The sequence below is a fragment of the Gloeobacter violaceus PCC 7421 genome (assembly GCF_000011385.1).
GTDB classification, from domain to species: domain Bacteria; phylum Cyanobacteriota; class Cyanobacteriia; order Gloeobacterales; family Gloeobacteraceae; genus Gloeobacter; species Gloeobacter violaceus.
The window spans coordinates 1,030,640-1,047,365 of record NC_005125.1; the positions used below are offsets into that span (position 1 = coordinate 1,030,640).

General features: G+C 62.0%; 13 protein-coding genes. 10 read left to right on the top strand and 3 right to left on the bottom strand.

The genetic code is table 11. The annotated features are described in order from the left end of the window. Positions 1–90: 90 nt before the first annotated feature. The 4 genes from pdxA to GLL_RS05055 are packed head-to-tail and all read left to right on the top strand — an operon-like array spanning position 91 to position 3,682. Positions 91–1,134 carry a 4-hydroxythreonine-4-phosphate dehydrogenase PdxA gene (gene pdxA / locus GLL_RS05040; RefSeq protein ID WP_011140972.1) on the top strand — a complete coding sequence of 348 codons (1,044 nt, stop codon included), beginning with the start codon at positions 91–93 and terminating at the stop codon, positions 1,132–1,134. 9 nt (positions 1,135–1,143) lie between these two features. Beyond that, positions 1,144–2,511, top strand: coding sequence for a L,D-transpeptidase family protein (locus tag GLL_RS22935; RefSeq protein ID WP_197530123.1), 1,368 nt, complete (start codon positions 1,144–1,146; stop codon positions 2,509–2,511). Between the two features lie 22 nt (positions 2,512–2,533). After that, positions 2,534–2,899 (top strand): YkgJ family cysteine cluster protein, encoded by a 366-nt coding sequence (locus tag GLL_RS05050; RefSeq protein WP_011140974.1) that lies wholly within the window; start codon positions 2,534–2,536, stop codon positions 2,897–2,899. Positions 2,900–2,950: 51 nt separating this feature from the next. Continuing rightward, entirely contained in the window at positions 2,951–3,682 is a 732-nt protein-coding gene (locus GLL_RS05055; protein WP_011140975.1) for a peptidylprolyl isomerase, read from the top strand. Here the strand turns inward: GLL_RS05055 and GLL_RS05060 are convergent. Then, a complete protein-coding gene (locus GLL_RS05060) occupies positions 3,679–4,566 on the bottom strand; it encodes a hypothetical protein (protein ID WP_011140976.1) in 888 nt (295 codons plus the stop codon). The genes GLL_RS05055 and GLL_RS05060 overlap by 4 nt on opposite strands. A 67-nt stretch (positions 4,567–4,633) precedes the next feature. On the opposite strand from GLL_RS05060, the gene GLL_RS05065 reads away from it, so the two are divergent. From GLL_RS05065 to GLL_RS05085, 5 genes are all read left to right on the top strand, one after another. After that, complete coding sequence (locus GLL_RS05065; protein ID WP_011140977.1) at positions 4,634–6,280, top strand: sensor histidine kinase; 1,647 nt, start codon at positions 4,634–4,636, stop codon at positions 6,278–6,280. A 41-nt stretch (positions 6,281–6,321) separates the two neighbouring features. Continuing rightward, positions 6,322–6,888, top strand: coding sequence for a hypothetical protein (locus GLL_RS05070; protein WP_011140978.1), 567 nt, complete (start codon positions 6,322–6,324; stop codon positions 6,886–6,888). A 466-nt stretch (positions 6,889–7,354) separates the two neighbouring features. Beyond that, positions 7,355–7,702, top strand: a complete 348-nt coding sequence (locus tag GLL_RS05075) for a nucleotidyltransferase family protein (protein ID WP_011140979.1) — start codon at positions 7,355–7,357, stop codon at positions 7,700–7,702. After that, a complete protein-coding gene (locus GLL_RS05080) occupies positions 7,699–8,079 on the top strand; it encodes a HEPN domain-containing protein (RefSeq protein ID WP_011140980.1) in 381 nt (126 codons plus the stop codon). Before GLL_RS05075 ends, GLL_RS05080 begins: the two co-directional genes overlap by 4 nt. 543 nt (positions 8,080–8,622) lie before the next feature. Beyond that, positions 8,623–9,573 (top strand): transglutaminase domain-containing protein, encoded by a 951-nt coding sequence (locus GLL_RS05085; protein WP_164928645.1) that lies wholly within the window; start codon positions 8,623–8,625, stop codon positions 9,571–9,573. 86 nt (positions 9,574–9,659) lie between these two features. Here GLL_RS05085 and GLL_RS05090 read toward each other — a convergent pair whose 3' ends face one another. Both GLL_RS05090 and GLL_RS05095 read right to left on the bottom strand, forming a co-directional pair. After that, positions 9,660–12,074: a glycosyltransferase gene (locus GLL_RS05090; RefSeq protein WP_011140982.1), complete on the bottom strand. Its 2,415-nt coding sequence runs from the start codon at positions 12,072–12,074 to the stop codon at positions 9,660–9,662. A gap of 452 nt (positions 12,075–12,526) precedes the next feature. After that, positions 12,527–13,228 carry a HEAT repeat domain-containing protein gene (locus GLL_RS05095; protein WP_011140983.1) on the bottom strand — a complete coding sequence of 234 codons (702 nt, stop codon included), beginning with the start codon at positions 13,226–13,228 and terminating at the stop codon, positions 12,527–12,529. A 124-nt stretch (positions 13,229–13,352) separates the two neighbouring features. Here GLL_RS05095 and GLL_RS05100 point away from each other — a divergent pair, with 124 nt between their 5' ends. Beyond that, complete coding sequence (locus GLL_RS05100) at positions 13,353–16,721, top strand: tubulin-like doman-containing protein (protein ID WP_197530124.1); 3,369 nt, start codon at positions 13,353–13,355, stop codon at positions 16,719–16,721. Positions 16,722–16,726: the final 5 nt, after the last annotated feature.

Sequence of the window (16,726 nt, forward strand, 5' to 3'; positions counted from 1 at the left end):
GCACTTCACATTAGAGTACGCTAAAAGGAAAAGTCTCAAACAGGCGACACTCGACAATTGCGCACGAGCGCAAGCGAGCAGAGCGACACGATGCAGCAGACGCCTCCTCCTTTTCTGGCAATTACCATAGGCGATCCGGCGGGGATAGGCCCCGAGGTGGTGCTCAAGGCCCTGGCCGACGACACCCTGCGCGGGCTTTACCGGCCGCTGGTCTGCGGCAGCCGCCGTCTGCTGGAGCAAGCCTATTTGTACTTGCGCGCCTTGAGCCCGGATCCGCTCGTCAACCCCGACGACCTTGAGATCGTCGATCTGCCGTCCTCGCAGCCGATTGAGACCGGTAAGCTCTGTGCCCACGCCGGGGCTTTGAGCTTTGCCTATCTGCAGGCGGCTATCGAAGCGACGCAGGTAGGCCGCTGCGCCGGGGTGGTCACCGCTCCCATCCACAAGTCCGCCTGGCACCTGGCCGGACACCGCTATCCGGGGCAGACCGAAGTCCTCGCCCGTGCCTGCGGCGCCGAACGCTACGGAATGCTCTTCGTGGCGCGCTCCCCTGTCAACGGCTGGCCCCTCCGGGTGCTGCTCGCCACCACCCACATTCCCCTCGCTGCAGTTCCTACGACCCTTACCCCCGAATTGGTGCGCTCCAAGCTCGAACTGTTGTTCGACAGTCTTGGGCACGACTTCGGCCTGGGCGACCCGCGAGTTGCCGTGGCGGGTCTCAACCCCCACAGCGGCGAAAACGGCCAGCTCGGCAGCGAGGAACGCGACTGGCTGGCGCCGCTGATTGCCGATTGGCCGGGAGACCGGTTGCTTGGCCCGGTGCCGCCCGATACGCTGTGGATAGAAGCGGCGCGCGCCTGGGCCGGGACCGCCCACCACGGCGCCTGCGACGCCTATCTGGCCCTCTACCACGACCAGGGCCTCATCCCGGTCAAAATGCTCGCCTTCGATCAAGCCGTCAACACGACCATCGGTCTATCCATCGTCCGCACTTCCCCCGATCACGGCACCGCCTTCGATATCGCCGGCCGCGGAGTGGCCCGTCCCCAGAGCATGGTCGCAGCCATCGCCCTGGCGGCCGAACTGGCGAACCGGCGGGCCACCCGTTCCCTTGCTGCTCCTGCTGCGTTGTGAGGTAGTCCATTGAGCGAGGTTAAACAAGTTTTCCGCTGGGAACCGTCCACCCGCTGGTTCGCCGCCGCTGTGGCGGCGGGTCTCGGATTTTTTGCCTGGTGGCAGGTGATTCCGTTGGGGGTGGGTATGGTTCCCACCGACGGTGCCACCGAGGTCGATCCGCGCGAGCCGGTCGTCATCGAGACTATCGGCCTCGGCAGCCGCCTGAGCGAGGTGCAGGTGCGGGACAATCTCGGCCGCTCGGCGGCGGGCGAAAGCGACGGGCGGCGTCTTACCCTCAAGCCGCCCCTGGCCTTTGGGACCCGCTACACGATCACTGCGCGCGTCGAGCGCGAGTGGACGCAGCAGGCGGTCAGCGAAGTGATGCACTTCGAGACCGTCGCCATCCCCAGACTGTCCGGTTCCACCGAGCGGACGTTTAAGCCCGATCGCTCGGTGACGCTCCAGTTCGACCGACCGGTGGGCGAATTGAGCGTGCTTGGCGATCTGGCCGTTGCTGTCGAGCCCGCCGCCGACCGCCGCTCCTTTCGCCTCGCGGCGAGCAACCCCACCCAGGGCAAGCGCTACCCGGTGCAGCTCGCCTGGTCCACGACCACCGGTGTGCCTTTGCCGCCCCTGAAACTCGACCTGGTGGCGCCGCCGCCGTTGACGGTCAAGGCCAACGCCCGCGGCCTCGACAACCTCGGGCCGGCGTTGCCGCTGCAGTTTACCTTCAGCGAGCCTCTGCTGGAGCGCGAGCAAGCGAGCAGCCACATCGCCGTGCAAACCGACAAAGGCGAGGCGATCGCAGGCAAGTGGCGCTGGGTGGGCAGTCGGCGGCTGCGCTTCACGCCCGCGGGCGGCTGGCCGTCTGTGAGCACCATTCGGGTGAGCGTCGGTGCGGACGGTCTTGCGGCCGTGGGCGGCGGTTATCTGGAGAAGCCGTTTGACTTCAGCTTCACCACCGGCACCGACCGGCACATCTACATCTACCTCGACACCCAGAAAGTGGCGGCGGTCGAAAATGGCCGGGTGGTGCGCACTTTCCGGGTGAGCACCGGCAAAGCGGGCACCCCGACGGTCACCGGCAATTTCTACATCTACGACCGCTACGCCATCAAGACGATGCGCAGCCGCGCCGACCCGGGCGAGCCCGGCCACTACGTGGTCGAGAATGTCCCTTATGCCCAGTTTTTTCACGAGGGTTACGCCTTTCACGGTGCCTGGTGGCACAACGCCTTCGGCACCCGCGTCAGCCACGGCTGCGTGAATATGGCCACCCGCCGCTTCAACAAGCGCTCCGGCGTCTCCGAGGATGCCGGCTGGCTGTGGAAATGGGCCGCGATGGGCGTGCCGGTGACGGTGCTGGCGAAGACGCCTGCCCGGGCGGCCTCGTAAAAAGCTTCAGGAAGTATCTACCATGCAAGGCTGGCATTGTGTGCAAAATTGCGGCGCCTGCTGCTACTTGGCTCCCGAGGAGCGGCCGTTTCTGGCGGAGTACCTCAGTCCTGGGTTGCTGCGGCTCTATCACTCGCTGGTGGGCGACGACGGCTGGTGCGTTCACTTCGACAAATCCAGACGCACCTGCGGCATCTACCAGACGCGCCCGGCATTTTGCCGGGTGACCCCGGAAGTATTGCGCGATCTTTATGGCGAAGATCCGGCGGATCTTTCCGCCTGGGCCGTCCACTGCTGCCGCGAGCACATCGATTCGGTCTGGGGAGCACAGAGCCCCGAGCGCCGACGCTTCGAGCAAGAAGTAGGCGGAGCGGTCCCCGGCGCCTGACACTCACGGTACAATCTCTGGGCGGCAAAAACGTTCGAGGAATCTGCTTCCATGCAACGGATACGACGGTTGGCCGGCGTGCTTGCGGGCGTCGCCTTCGTCCTGGCTACGACCGCCTGCACCCAGGCCGGAGCACCACCGGCCGCCCCACAGGAGAATCCCACGGTGAACAATCCCAGCGGCGCCCGGGCCGATTTGCCCTCCCTCGCGGGCAAGGCCACCGTCGATCTGAACACCTCCAAAGGCCGCATCCTCCTCGAGGTCGACGGCGATAACGCTCCGCTCTCCGCCGGCAACTTCGTCGACCTAGTCAAGCGCGGGTTCTACAACAACCTTGCGTTTCACCGGGTGGTGTCGGGGTTTGTCATCCAGGGCGGCGATCCGCTCGGCAATGGTACCGGCGGCTTTATCGACCCGGCCACGCGCCAGCCGCGTTCGCTGCCTTTGGAGATTCGCGCCACTACTGGCGACGGCCGGCCGGGCGAGATTCTTTATGGCCAGACATTTAGCCTCAGCGGGCGCAACCCCCGCACCCAGCCGCCGGTACTCGTCCATAGCCGGGGGGCTCTGGCCATGGCCCGGTCGCAAAATCCCAACTCGGCCTCGTCGCAGTTTTATATCACCCTAGCGGAAACCCGGCAGCTCGACGGCGAATACGCCGTCTTCGGCAAGGTGCTCGAAGGCCAGGATGTGGTCGATAAAATTCAGGTGGGCGACAAGATTCTCTCGGCCACCGTCGTCTCCGGGGGCGGCGACCCGGTCGGCGGCTCGGCCCCCGGTTAGCGCGAGGCCGTCTGCAAGCGGCGCTGCGCTTCGCGCAGGCTGATCTGGGCGAGGGAGCGGTAGAAGACCACCAGTTCCTCCGACGGGTTGGCGTTCGCCACCCCCAGGCAGCGGCGCGCCGATTCGACTGCGGCCTGGTAAAATTCGGGGTCCGAAGCGACAATCCCCGCCGAGAGCTGGTAGAAGCTGTTGACGGCGGCGGCCACCGTGACGGCGAGCTTGTCGTCGGAGTGCAGCCGCGAGAGTTGCTGGGCGATGCGCCGGGCGGAGGCCAGTTCGGCAAGCAGTTCGTCGGGGGAAACGGCCCGCGACTCGCTCACCTGCCACAGGGTTTCTTTGAGCCCGAGGGCCACCCCGCGCACGTTGCCGTCGCCGGTAGGTGAAGAAACCGGCGCGGTGCCGTCCAGGTTGCGGCTCAGTTGCAGACGGGCATCGGGCAAGCTCCAGGCGATGCCCAGGGTGCCGGCCAGGATCGCGGCGAGCCCGAGCCCGGCGAAGGCCGCCACCGCCAGATAGCGGGTCCACGGCCAGCCCTGCACCCCCGGGTTGTTGGCGAACAAGAAGACACCCGGCTGGTTTTCGTCTGGCAAACTTAGATTGCTCACCACCGCCGTCAGGCCGTCGGCGCGCTCGAGCTGATCGCCCAGGGCGAGGCGCTGTTCGCGATCGAGGGGCAGGCCGTTGAGCTTGATGGTTTCAGCGGGCACGCAGCGCACCCGGCAGCCGTTCTCGTGCTGATAGAAAACCAAGAGCGGTCGGTGGGTGCGCCCGGCCACCAGCCTGCCGTCGCTGTCCCAGCTGACGCGGATGATGTTGCCCTGGAAGCGGAAGATTTCTTCCTCGGCAAATTCGTCGTTTTTGAGCACGCGCAACTGCAGCAGCATCGCTTGGGGATCCCTTCTTGTGATAGCTTAGCGAACCGTTCGGGGCGCTTTTGCTAAGTTAAAGGGCATGCAGACCACCTGGACCCAGCGGCAACTGCGCAAAGCCGTGCGGCGCACAGCCAAACTTTTGCGGCGGCAGGCGCCCCCGCGGCCCTTGCGTGCGCCGCCCCGGCCGCCCCGGCCGCCGGCCCCGGTCGCCCCACGCCCACAGCGCGATCCCCAGGCTTTTTTGCGTCAGGTCCTCCTGGCCGTCAGGGGAATCGGTCTGGGCATTTTTCTGAGCGCCGCCGTTTTGTGGATCTTGCAGTTGGCCCTTCCCCAGGGACAGTACCACGCGCGGGTGCAAATTCCCCTCGCCCGGCACTGGGGACTGCTCGAGCGCGAGGTGATGGGCTGGTCGAGTTACGCCGAAGCGCTCGTCAAGGCCGGCAAACCGGACCAGGCCCGCTCGGCCTACGGCATCGCCCAGGGTCTGCTCGACACCCGGGCCGAACCCACCCCGACCAGTCTCGAACTGCAGCGCCGGCTGCAGGAGCAGACGAAGGCCCTCGACCCTCTGCGCGGCAAAGTCGACTTTCCGGTGATGATGCGCCCCGGTTGGGGGGAGACGCTGCTGCAGCTGGCGCGCGCCCCTTTTGCTCCGGATCACTGGCTGGATGCGCTGGTGGCCTATCCGCTGGTTCAGGAGCCGCAGATAGCGGCGCTGTTGGTGTTGAGTTTGTGGCTTGCCCTCAGTTTCGTGCACGCGCTTCAAAACCAGATGGCCTGGACGCGCATTCTCGATCAGGAACGGCCCCTGTCGATTGGCCGGGTGCTGCCGCTGGTTTTGGGAGCGGCACTGTTGGCGCTGCTGCTCGCGGCCCTGGTGACGCTCTCGCCTTCTGAGCCGGTGATTGTGGCGGTGGTTTGCGGTGCGGCGGTGCCGGGGTTGTTTGTCCAGATTCTCAATCGCGCCTACCAGTTGCGCGCCCGGCGGGCGCTCGCCGCCTGGGAGTCGCAGCACCGGGCCGAATTTAGCAGCGAACTGCACAATACCGCCCAGCAAAGCATCATGGCGGCCCAGGGTCTCCTGCGCGAAATCATCCACGATCTTGAAGCTTCCGACGATCCGGAGGCGGGGCATTACGCCTGGCGGTTGGCGGAGGCGATGGAGCGCTGCCAGGAGGTCGAAAACGAACTGCGGGTCTTGCGCAACGGCACCGAGGACAAATTTGCCCGGGGCCAGGCCTTTGCCGACGCCATCGAGCCCATCTGCGACCGCCTCATCCGCCGAGGGGTGGACAGCCACTTCCACTGGCTGTGGGAGGGCCAGCCCGTGGACGCCGCCACCTGGGGCAACTGGGCTTTGAACCTGGCCGAGAGCGCCCGCGACCGGCGCATCGCCGCCACGTTCTATCAGGTGCTCTCGGAACTGACCTGGAACGTCATCAAGTACGCCTGCCTAGACAGCACCCCGGTGCACGTCGATGTCGTCTTCAACTGCACCCGCCAGAAGCATCTGGTGCGCTACACCCTCGAAGTGAGCGACAACGGTCCCGGCTTCGACGTCCAATCGGCACAAGATCGCCGCCCCCACTCGGGCATCTTCTCCCTGGAGCGCTATTTGCGCCGCGTCGAGATCGTTGGTGCCCAGGCCCACAGCACCCTGCACACCGCCCCCGGCCAGGGCACCCGCGTGATTACCGAAATCGTAGCGACCGCTCAGCGCGCTTAGCACCCAGGTGCTATCCTGGCTTGCAATTGTCGGGGGTTGCCGTGCGTTCGGTCGTGCGCTTGTGTCTGGTGTTGATCGCTCTGTGCGTCGGTCTGGGTTTGACGGCAGTCGACAGTCCCGCCCAGCCGAAGCGCAAGAGCAACGATACTTCCCGCAGCGAGCGCGTCGAGCGCGGCAAGACGGCAAAAGCCAAAAGTACCAAGCAGGCCAATAAATCGAAACGGCCCGATAAGTCGGTCAAGGTAGCCCGCAAAAAATCGGAACGGCCAGAAAAAATTGCCAAAGCGGCCCGCAAAAAACCAGAACGGCTCGCCAAACAAGCGAAAGTTTCCCGCTCCGAGCGGGTCGCTAAATCGACAAAAAACCGCTCTATAAAGACGGCGGCACGGGAGAAACCCCAGAAGAGCGCCAAAGCCAAACCGGCAAAACCCGCCCGTAGTGTCCAAGGGGTAGAAGTCGAGCGCAAAGCGTCTCCCCGAGCGGATTACTCTACCCGGACCATCACCTTTGCTGATCCCTACGCAGGTTGCAACTCCCAACTCAAGAGCACCAACTGGGTTGATTACCAGCGCTGTATCGAGCAGAAGTACCGTCAGCGCCCGCGTTGACTGTCTCTTAATTCTTAGATACCATTCAGATACACCAACTGTTGCACAACATCAATTTTCAAGGGTAAAGTAGATGCTTCCGGCAGATGTTCGCAGCGGTGACTACTCTTACTTTCTAAAATTGCCTTCGGGTGAGTGTTACAGCGGGGTTTTGAGGCTGCGTGATGGAAACGTCTTTGGTGGAGACGGTGCAGTCGTTATCACCGGTACTTACGACTCTGCCATTAGCAGGATAGTGACAGCAAGTATTAGAATTCGCCTGCATAGGCAACTTTTACCAAGCGAAACTATGCTGTTCTCCGAAGGTCAGTATACTGATTGTTATCTAACGATAGTAGATAACGATACCATCAAGTTAGCTTTGTTGCCTGATCAAGACACTGCGCCTCCTGTCACTTTGAATCGATTGCAGGAATAGCCTTCCACGAATAAGCATAATTTAAACCATAGTCTCGCAGGAAAAGAAATGAGAGATGTTGTATTGAAGCCACTTTCACAAGCGACTTTGCAGAACCTATTAAGACATTTGCGCACTGAACTAGAAGTTTTGTATGGTTCTAGACTTAAGCAATTAATTTTGTTCGGTTCTTACGCGCGTAGTGAAGCCCATGCAGAGTCAGACATCGATATTCTAGCTGTACTAACTGGTGATGTGAATCCCGTTGAGGAAATATGGCGCACCAGCGAACTTGTTGGGCGTTTATCGTTACAATATGGACATGTGATTGGCTTGTTGAGTGCAAGCGAGTCAGACTACCAAAAAGGAGAATGGAGCTTCTTAAGTAGTGTTCGGCGCGAAGGTATACCCATTTGACGCCAGAGCAACAAGATTTAATGGATCGTGCCGAACAGAGCCTGCAAGCTGCCCGAATATTGGCAGACGAAGCTCTCTTCGATGTATCTGTGTCTCGTTCTTACTACGCTATGTTCTACTGTGCCCGAGCCAGCCTCCTCGCATTAAATTTGTCCAGCAAGAGTCATAGCGGCACGATTTCATTGTTTGGTCAGCACCTCGCTGCTGCGGGACGGTTACCCATTGAGATTCACCGTCAGCTAATAGACGCTGAGCGGTTGCGCATTCTTGGTGACTATGGAGGTGCCAACAGCCACTGCTCGCAACAGGATGCTCAGGTACTCATCGCACAGTCAGCACGATTCATGCAGATTGCGATGGAATTCCTTGCACAGTAACTGCCGCAGACAAGTAAAGATTCAACGTGCTTGGAGACCACCGCTTTGGCGTCGAACAGGGCACAGGTCATTCCACAAAGAGCGCTCGCACTGATTGTTTTTAAAGTTTACCAAGCCGCTTGAAACGTAGGCGGGCATGGAAAGCCCAAGTAAAAAGCAGATAGGAGTATGTGTCCGATTTGAACCCTGCTGCTTTACCCGAATTCGCTGGCACGGCCTGTTGCGCAGCAAGCACCGCCACATCCAGGAGTAACGCCCCACGATCTACCTTGGTAAATCCGCTTCTCGATGGCCATGCGGTATAGGCGGCGCGACAATGGTGCAAGCCCCTGCGCAATCGCACCGATTCGGACAGTGGTGCAGATCGGGCCACAACTCCGGATGTTCGGGCAAGGAGCCATGTCGGCAAAGGAAGAGTGCATCGTGAATGGCGGGTTGAGTGCCTTTATCCTACGGGGTGGTGATCCGAAAGTGCCGGGCTTGACCTTTCGCGCAGTCGTTTTGTGGTTGCACGTAGCCTTAGGAACCCTTGTGGTTGGCTGTTTGCCTGTAAAAGCGGAGGTGACGGCCGCCGGTTCCGGTGGAGCGGCTGTGCTCTGGCCGCTGCCCGCCGCGATGCACCCGGCGGTCGAGCAAATGCCTGCCGAACACGAAAGCAGCATCACGGCGGTGGCCCGCCACCTGGCTGAGCGCGAGAGCGATCCATTCCAGCGCATCAAGGCGCTGCACGATTACGTGATCCGCCGGATGCGCTACGACGAGGAGGCGCTTGCACTGGGCCGCTGGCCCGCCCAGGATGCCCAGGCGGTCTTCGCGTCGCTCCGGGCGCTTTGCACCGGCTACGCCCAACTGCTCACCGCCCTTGGCCGGTCCGTCGGCGAAGAGATTGTGACCCTTACCGGTCAAGTGCGCACTTTGAGCACCTTTCCCGGCACGGCCCTCCATGCCTGGAATGCAGCCCGCATCCAGGGACGGTGGTATCTCATCGACGCCGCCTGGAATGGCGGCAGCCGCCGGGACGGACGCTTTGTGGGCGGGTACGGCACCGATTATCTGTTTACCCCGGCGCCGGTTTTCGCCTTTGAGCACCTGCCGGCCGACCCCGCCTGGCACCTGCTGGGTGAGCCCCTGAGCGAGCGCGACTTCGTCGAGCAACCGCTGCTTCCCGCCCGCTTCGCAGGCGAAGGTCTGAAGCTGGAGGCGGTTCGCCACACAAGTATCGGTGTGCAGCTGCAACTGGCCAATCCCCAAGACCGCTTTGTGCTTGCCCGTCCTGTCGCTCCGACAGTCGGGGGGTGCACCAGCCCCACCGGCACAGTGCTTGAGATCCGTTGCGATCTGAGTAGCCCCGGTCGGCACAGGCTGCAGCTGTTTTCAAGCGACCGCCGAGAGGGTACCTATCTGTGGGTAGGTCAGATCGACATCGCTCTGCCCCACCAAAAAAGCGAGGGTGCCAGGAATGCACCTGACACCCAAGTTGGTGAAATTGAATGAACACAAGGTGCTGCCGCCGAGTTTCAGGCCCAGGTTTTGTTGTCTTCCTTCCTGGCCTGGCGTTCGATTGGCTCCGCCGGACCTACTTAGTTTTTGCGATTGCGGCAGCGATAATCGCGCTTCTTGGACTCCCGTTCGTAGCAGTCGGGAATGATCGGAGTGCTGACGGCCAGCAACTGGATCGAGGTTGGTTCTATAATGCCCGCTTCGGTCCCGCTTGGGGCGAGAGCGTAATGGAAATCGAGGTCGGTCGGCTCGTTGGGGGTGGGGGGATTGCCCACCATGGCCGTTGCGCGCGAGGCGGAAGTGGGCAAGGAGAGGCGCCGATCGGTTCGCCCGTTCGCAGGCGACTCGCTCGCCGCGGCGCTCGGCACCGTTGCGGCGCTCACCGCACCCGAGGAGACCTCTAAGTATGCCTGGCGGGTGGTCACGGTCGGCTGCTTGCCAGGAACGCGCTCGTCGTCGAATTTCGCGGGCGAGGTTTTGACCACCATGGGGCGACCGGCGGGGGCGGCAGACTTGGCCCCGACCGGCGGAGCACCGGGTTGCGGCTGCGCAAGCCAGGCGCCGGCGATCACCGCGACGCCACCGGCGAGGGCGGCACCGACCGCCGCCTGGCGGGCCGGAACAGGCAGCTTGCGGATGGCAGCCTGGGGGGAGGGCAGCTTATCGCTTTGGGCCGCCTGCAATTCGTACTCGGCGCGCAACGCCAGCAGCGGCGCGGGCAGATAGTTCAGGCTCTGGAACAACAGCCCGATTCCCAGAAGCAGCAGCAGGCTCGAGGGCGGCTGGGCCACGCAGATGGCGAGCCCCAGGCCCAGACAGACAATCCCCAAGAGCAATTCGGTGCGGGCGGAGGCGAGGGCGACCAGGCCGCTGGGCAGCGACTTGAACTTGTCGGTGCGGCGCCACGCAATGCGGCCCACGAACAGCCCCATGACGCTTGCGGTGATCATCGTATGGTAGAGCGCCTGCTTGGCGAGGATGGCGCCGATCGTGTCGCGCAGCGAACAACCCATCTCGACGCGGTGAATGAGCCAGGTGAGCAGCCAGCCTGCGACCGTCGCGCAAACGGCGGCAATCCAGAGGCTGCGGGGTGCGGCGACACTCTCCCCTTGCACCAGCATCGAGACGAGCACCGCCAGGTTGACGGGCATCATCAAAAACGACAGGCCGGTGGTGAAGGGACCGAGGCCGTGGTTCATGTGGTGCAGCTTCTGGATAGGCCGCAACTCGGAGGGCGCAGCCCAGGGCTTGGGCAAAAAGAGCCGCAGATGCTGCTTGAACTCCTGCACCGGCCCGAAGGTCCAGCGGAAGCGCTGCTTCTTGTAACCGGCAAACGTCTCGGGAATCAGCCCGCGGCCAAAGGTTTGGGGTACGAATACCGAGGTGTAGCCCAAGGCATGGATGCGAATGGCCAGCTCCGAATCTTCGGTCTGGCACCATTCCGACCAACCGCCCGCCTCATCGAGCGCCCGGCGGCGAATCAGACACATCGTCCCGACGGTGAGCCCGGCATCTTTTTCGTTGAGGCTGGGCATCGTCGTTGCAAAAAACGTCTTGTACTCCCAATAGCACATGCGCTGGTAAAGGCTATTTTCCCAGCCGCGGTAGTCGTGGGGCGTCTGCACAAAGCCCATGCGCGGCTCGTCGAAGTGAGCGAGCAGCGAACTGAGAAAATCGGGCTCCGCGTGGTAGTCGGCGTCGATAACGCCGATGATTTCGACATCGCCTGCGACCCGCTCCATGGCCCAGTTGAGCGCCCCTGCCTTCGCCCCGGCAAGCGGATCGACGTGGAAGAAGCGAAAGCGCTCCCCAAGCTGCTCACAGTAAGCTTCCACGGGCTTCCAGAGGTTTGGATCTTTGGTGTTGTTGTCGATCACCATCACTTCGAAGTTGGGGTAGCGCAAGGCGGCGAGCCGGTCGAGGGTGGCCGTCACCACCTCCGGCGGTTCGGCGTAGCAGGGCACCTGGAGACACACCTTCGGATAGTGCTCCCGCTCGCCGATCGGCTTGACGGTGCGCGGCCTGAGCCAGCGCTTGCGGGTCAGTACCTCCCACTGCTCCAGCGAAGCGATGACGCCGATGGGCAGCATCAAGACAAGCAGCGGATAGCCCGCCAGCATCAGCATCCTGGTGAGGAGGCTGATTTCGAGATTGACAATGAAGTTCACACCCCACGCGAGAACCGTGAGGGCAAGCAAGAAATTGTTAACCAGCAACAGACGGCCGGAAGCGCTGAAGTGGGTCATCCAGCGGTGAACCAGAAGCTGGCCGGTGGCGGCTACCCCCAGCGGCACCAGGACTTCCCAACCGTGGGGAGAAAGATACCCGGCCACCAGCGCCGCTGGGCCGTTGCCCAGGGCCAAAGCAACCGCTCCTCTCAGTCCGCCTTTGGCGGCAAATACCTTCTCGTAGACCGTCAGCAGTGCGGCCAGGAGGAAGGCCGACGAGAAGTAGATCACTCCAGTAGTAAGAACATCGAAGAGGCTAGATGACATCGATTGCCATTCCCCTATTGTCGGTTATAAAAATCGCACGGCAGGAAGAGCACTGCCCCCAGTTATGATCATAGGGAAGTTGTTAAAAACCTGTTAAATAAATTCATCTACACAAGGGATATGGCTTATCCCCCTTGCGCAGGGGAGACCTTCGTGTGAAGGATCGACACTTCCTATCAGTCTACCGAAAGATGTATTCCGTCAAACGGGAACAGTTAACGCCGCAGTGCCTGAAACTCGAGCAAGGGGACACCCCAACGCCGGAACTTGCCTTTTGCACTACAGCATACACCGCCACACCCGTCCGAGTCCCCGAACAAATCAATTGGCTAGCAAAAAGAAATGGGAGCCGCACAGAATTCCCCTTGTTTACAGCTCCGGTAGAGGGCTAAAAAATGGCGTGTAGATGGCACCAGTCAATCGCAGCGGTTGTGACCGGCGGCCCTGGTTTTCTACTCGTGGGGGGTATTACCGTCCAGTTGTTCAAGATAGTAACGGGCGAACTCGGCGACTTTCTCGTCGTCGTCTTTGGCCAGATAGGCGAGAGGTGCGCGGCTCGGCTCCTGGATATTGGTCTCGCGTGCCTGCAGGGCAATCAGACCCAGCGCCTGAGCAATGCGGCGGCGCACTTCGGGGTCCGGATTGGGCACCAATGGCAACAGCACGTCGAGGGCGCGGGCGTTGCCCAGTTCGCCCAGTGCACTGATGGCGGCATCGCGGATCATGTCGGTGTCGCTTGCGATCGCGTCGCGCAGTACCGGGTAGCCTCGCTCGTCGCGCAACTGCCCCAGCGAGACCACCGCGCTGTAACGGACGATCCAGTCGATGTCTTCGTAATAAGCCCGCAACAGGTATTCCACCGCCCGTATGTCCCCGAGCGAGCCCAGGGAGCCCGCCGCCTCCGCCCGTACCGAGGCGTCTTTGTCGTTGTTGAGCAAGTCGATGAGCAAGTCGAAGTTGCCTTCGCCCTTCTTCTTACCCAAACCGATGGCGGCGTAGACGCGCACCAGCGGAATCGGGTCGAGAGCCGCCTGGAACAGCAGCGGCACCGCTTCTTCGTCCGAGAAAAAACGCAGGGCAACCAGGGCGGCCATGCGCTTGCCGGGGTCGGCACTGGCCATTTGGGCTTTTACTTCTTCTAGAGAGGATGTCATCGCCGCAAAGGCCCCAATATGTTACATCTCTTAATCTAGCAGTGCCGAACCCAGGGGGCAATCTCTCCTACTGCAGAAGCGTCGGCCGATCAGCTAGTTTTGAAGGAAGGTTACGGGGATGGCGATGGCTGAATACACCGGCATGACTCCGACGGTGGTGGTCGGTCTCGGGGGCACAGGCAAAGAGATTCTGATTAAAATTCGGCGGATGATCGTCGAGTCCTACGGCACCCTCGACGCGCTGCCGATCGTGTCGTTTTTGCACCTCGACACCGAGCAGAACGCTAAAGTCTCCGAGCCGCAGACGGTGCTCAAACAGGATATCTCCCTGCGGCCGGTGGAGCAGGTTTGGACGAAGGTCGAAGATGCCAAGGCGATCCTCAGCCGCATCGGCTCCTACCCGTACCTGGCGGAATGGTTCCCAAGCCAGCTCAAAGGCACCGATTCGATTCTGGCCGGAGCGGGTCAGATTCGCGCCTTGGGCCGCTTTGCCTTTGCAGTCAACTACCAGCAGGTCAAAGGTGCTTTCGCGGCGGCGCGCGGTCGCCTGCGCGGACACGAAAAATTTATGCTCGATACCTGGAAGGTGCAACTCGACCAGGGCATCAACATCTTCGTGGTGGGCTCGCTCTCGGGGGGGACCGGCTCGGGAATGCTCCTGGATCTGGCCTACAACCTGCGCGACTGGGTGCCGCCCTCGGATCTGCCCCAGTCGTCGGCCTATCTGGTGTTGCCGGGGGCTTTCTCCGGCCTGGGCGACCGGGTGATCGCCAATGCCTACGCGGCGTTGATGGAACTCGATTACTACAGCCGTACCGACACGCGCTTTGAAGCCCAGTACAGCACCGCCGCCTCCGACCGCATCAGCGATCAATCGGGCCGCGACGTGCCCTTTAACTTTTGCTATCTGGTGGGCAACTCCAACAACAAAGTCACCTTCGCCAGTCTGGAGGCGGTGCTGGAGATGGTGTCGCAAAATATTTTTCTCGATTTCTCCTCGGGTTTCAGCCAGTTCAAAAAGCTCGTGCGCGACAATATCCGCAAGCACTGGGCCGGCCCCGACCCGCTCGGTCATCCCCAGAGCTTTATTACCTTTGGACTGTCGAGCATCCAGTTTCCGATCGAGCGGGTGATCAACGCCTGCGCCTCGCGATTGGCAGGCCGGGTGGTGCGCTGGTGGATGAATCCGACCCCGTCGCCCACCGCCATGCGCGACTTGATTCGCACCGAGATTCTGCCCGGCCTGGTGCTCGCCGAATCGGACAACCAGCACCAATTGCTCGATTCGATCGCCATGGGCGACAACGCCAAGCCCTACACCAAAGAAGTGGCCGACTGGGCGGCAAGCCTGCGCAAGCGCCGCAACGACCTGCAAATTCCCTTTGAAAATCTGCAGCGCTTTGTCTTGGTCGAGCAGGAGAAGTACGCTGTGCACTTTAGCGACGGCGACACCGACCCGCGCCGCTGGAGCGACTTCTACCAAAAAATGTTCGACAACCTGGAGCGGCTGAGTGTCCAGAAGTGCACCGAGCTACGCGCCACGGTCGCCAAGATGATCGAAGACCGCTTTCGGGGACCGAAGTTCGCCCGCCAGTTTCTGGAGGTGCTGCTGGAAGTCTTGGCCGATTACAAAAGCCGCTTCGACCAGGATCGCCAGAAGAACTCGATCCCCCAGGAGCGCTCCGCCGCCAACGCCCTGCAGACACTCACCAAGCAGATCGACGACCAGGCCCGCCAGTTTCTGCTGCTCGATCGCAAGCGCCGCATCGACGAGACCTTCAACGCGATCATGCTTGCCCTGGAGACGGTCTACGTCTCCAAGATCGAAGTCAAAAGCCGCACCCTCGGGGTGCAGCTCGTCGAGGCGCTCCGGGAAGAGACTGAGCGGCTATTGAGCGATCTCACCCGCTTCGACCGGTTGATGGAGAGCCTCGAAGCGCAGTTTGCAGACAAAGAGAATACTTATCTGCGCGAGACGCGCACGCTCACGGTCAACGGCATCCTGCTCTACGACGAAAAAGACGTCGGCATGATTTACCAGAACACCCTGGGAGAACGCGAGCAGGCCGTCTGCGGGCTGATCTCCGAGAAGGTGCTCACCGCGAGCGACGCGATGCTGTTTGACCTGCACACCTTCGACACCTTCCGTGCCCGGGATCTGTTCAGCCGTCTACTCGATGCGAGCCTGGATGAATTCGTGGGCCGCTCGCGCGCCCGCGTCTCCGCCGCGCGCAAGTTTCTGGAAACTTACCCGACCGTCGAGCAGCAGGAGGCGCAGATCAAGACGACCTTCGAAAAATCGGAGCCCTTTTTGCGCTTTTCCCAGGAGCAGGCCCGCCTCGGCTGGGACGACAAACCCGAGAAGCGCCAGACCCTGGTGGGCATCCAGGGGGGCAACAAACCCGACGATCCGGCGGCGGCGACGCTTTTGCCCTTCATCCGCAAAACGAGCACGATCACCGACAAGGACATCCGGCCTTTGGGCGAGTCGCACCGGATCTTCTTTGTGCAGGAGGCGGGGGCCTTTCCGCTTAGGCTCATCGAGGGCATGGCCCGCATGCGCAGCGTCTACCGGGCGGTCAAAGCCGTCGAGCGCAACCCGCTGCATACCGACAGCGACGAGGACCGCTTCGGCGATTTGATGCCTTCGACCGAGGACGAAGTGCAGGTGCGCCGCAACGCCATCCTCGGCCGCGCCCTGGACCTGATCGATTTGGTCGAAAACAAGCTCACCGGTTACCAGGAAGCCCGTCTGCGCTTTTTTGACCGTCAGTCGGGGCTCGAAAAAACCGAGGTGCTTGGCAACGACTGGCAAAGTGCGACCGAATTTCTGCTCAACGACGCCAACCGCCGCCTCAAGGACATCCTGGCCGACGAGCTGGCCCGCCAGGGCGGCTCGCCCACCACCCGCCCGGCCAAGCAGGAATTTTATACCCGCCTGATGCAGTGGCTGGCGGTTCACCGCGCCGAGATTGAAGGGGGCGAGGACAACCCCGCCTACCGGGAGGCCGCCGAGGCGATCGAAGACTTTATCAAGACCCACAATCTCTACATCGAGGGCACGCCCCGCCCCGGCGCGGCGGCAAACGGCCCCGCCAGAGCCACCCCCGCCCCGCCCCCGGCGGCGATCCTACAGCCGGGCGATCCCGCCCGCGAGAGCAACCTCGACAAATACCGCAAGCTGGTCGAGAGCTGCGTCAAGGACGGCGAGCTGAGCGCCACTGAGAAGACGCTGCTGGAGCGCTTCCGGGTGCGCTACAGTGTCAGCCCCGAGCAGTCGCAGCAACTGATCGAGCTGCTGACGCCCAAACCCCAAAATAAAGGAGCGGTGCTCGAATACGGCCTGATGTTCCGGGCGTTTCTCGAAAACGACGCGGCCATCGACCCGGAGGAGCAGGCGCAACTGTTGGAATTGCAAGAAGAATTGGGGCTCACCAACGATCAGGTCCACATCATCGAAGCCAACGTCAAAGAAGAGCTGGGTCAAAGCTAGGAGGC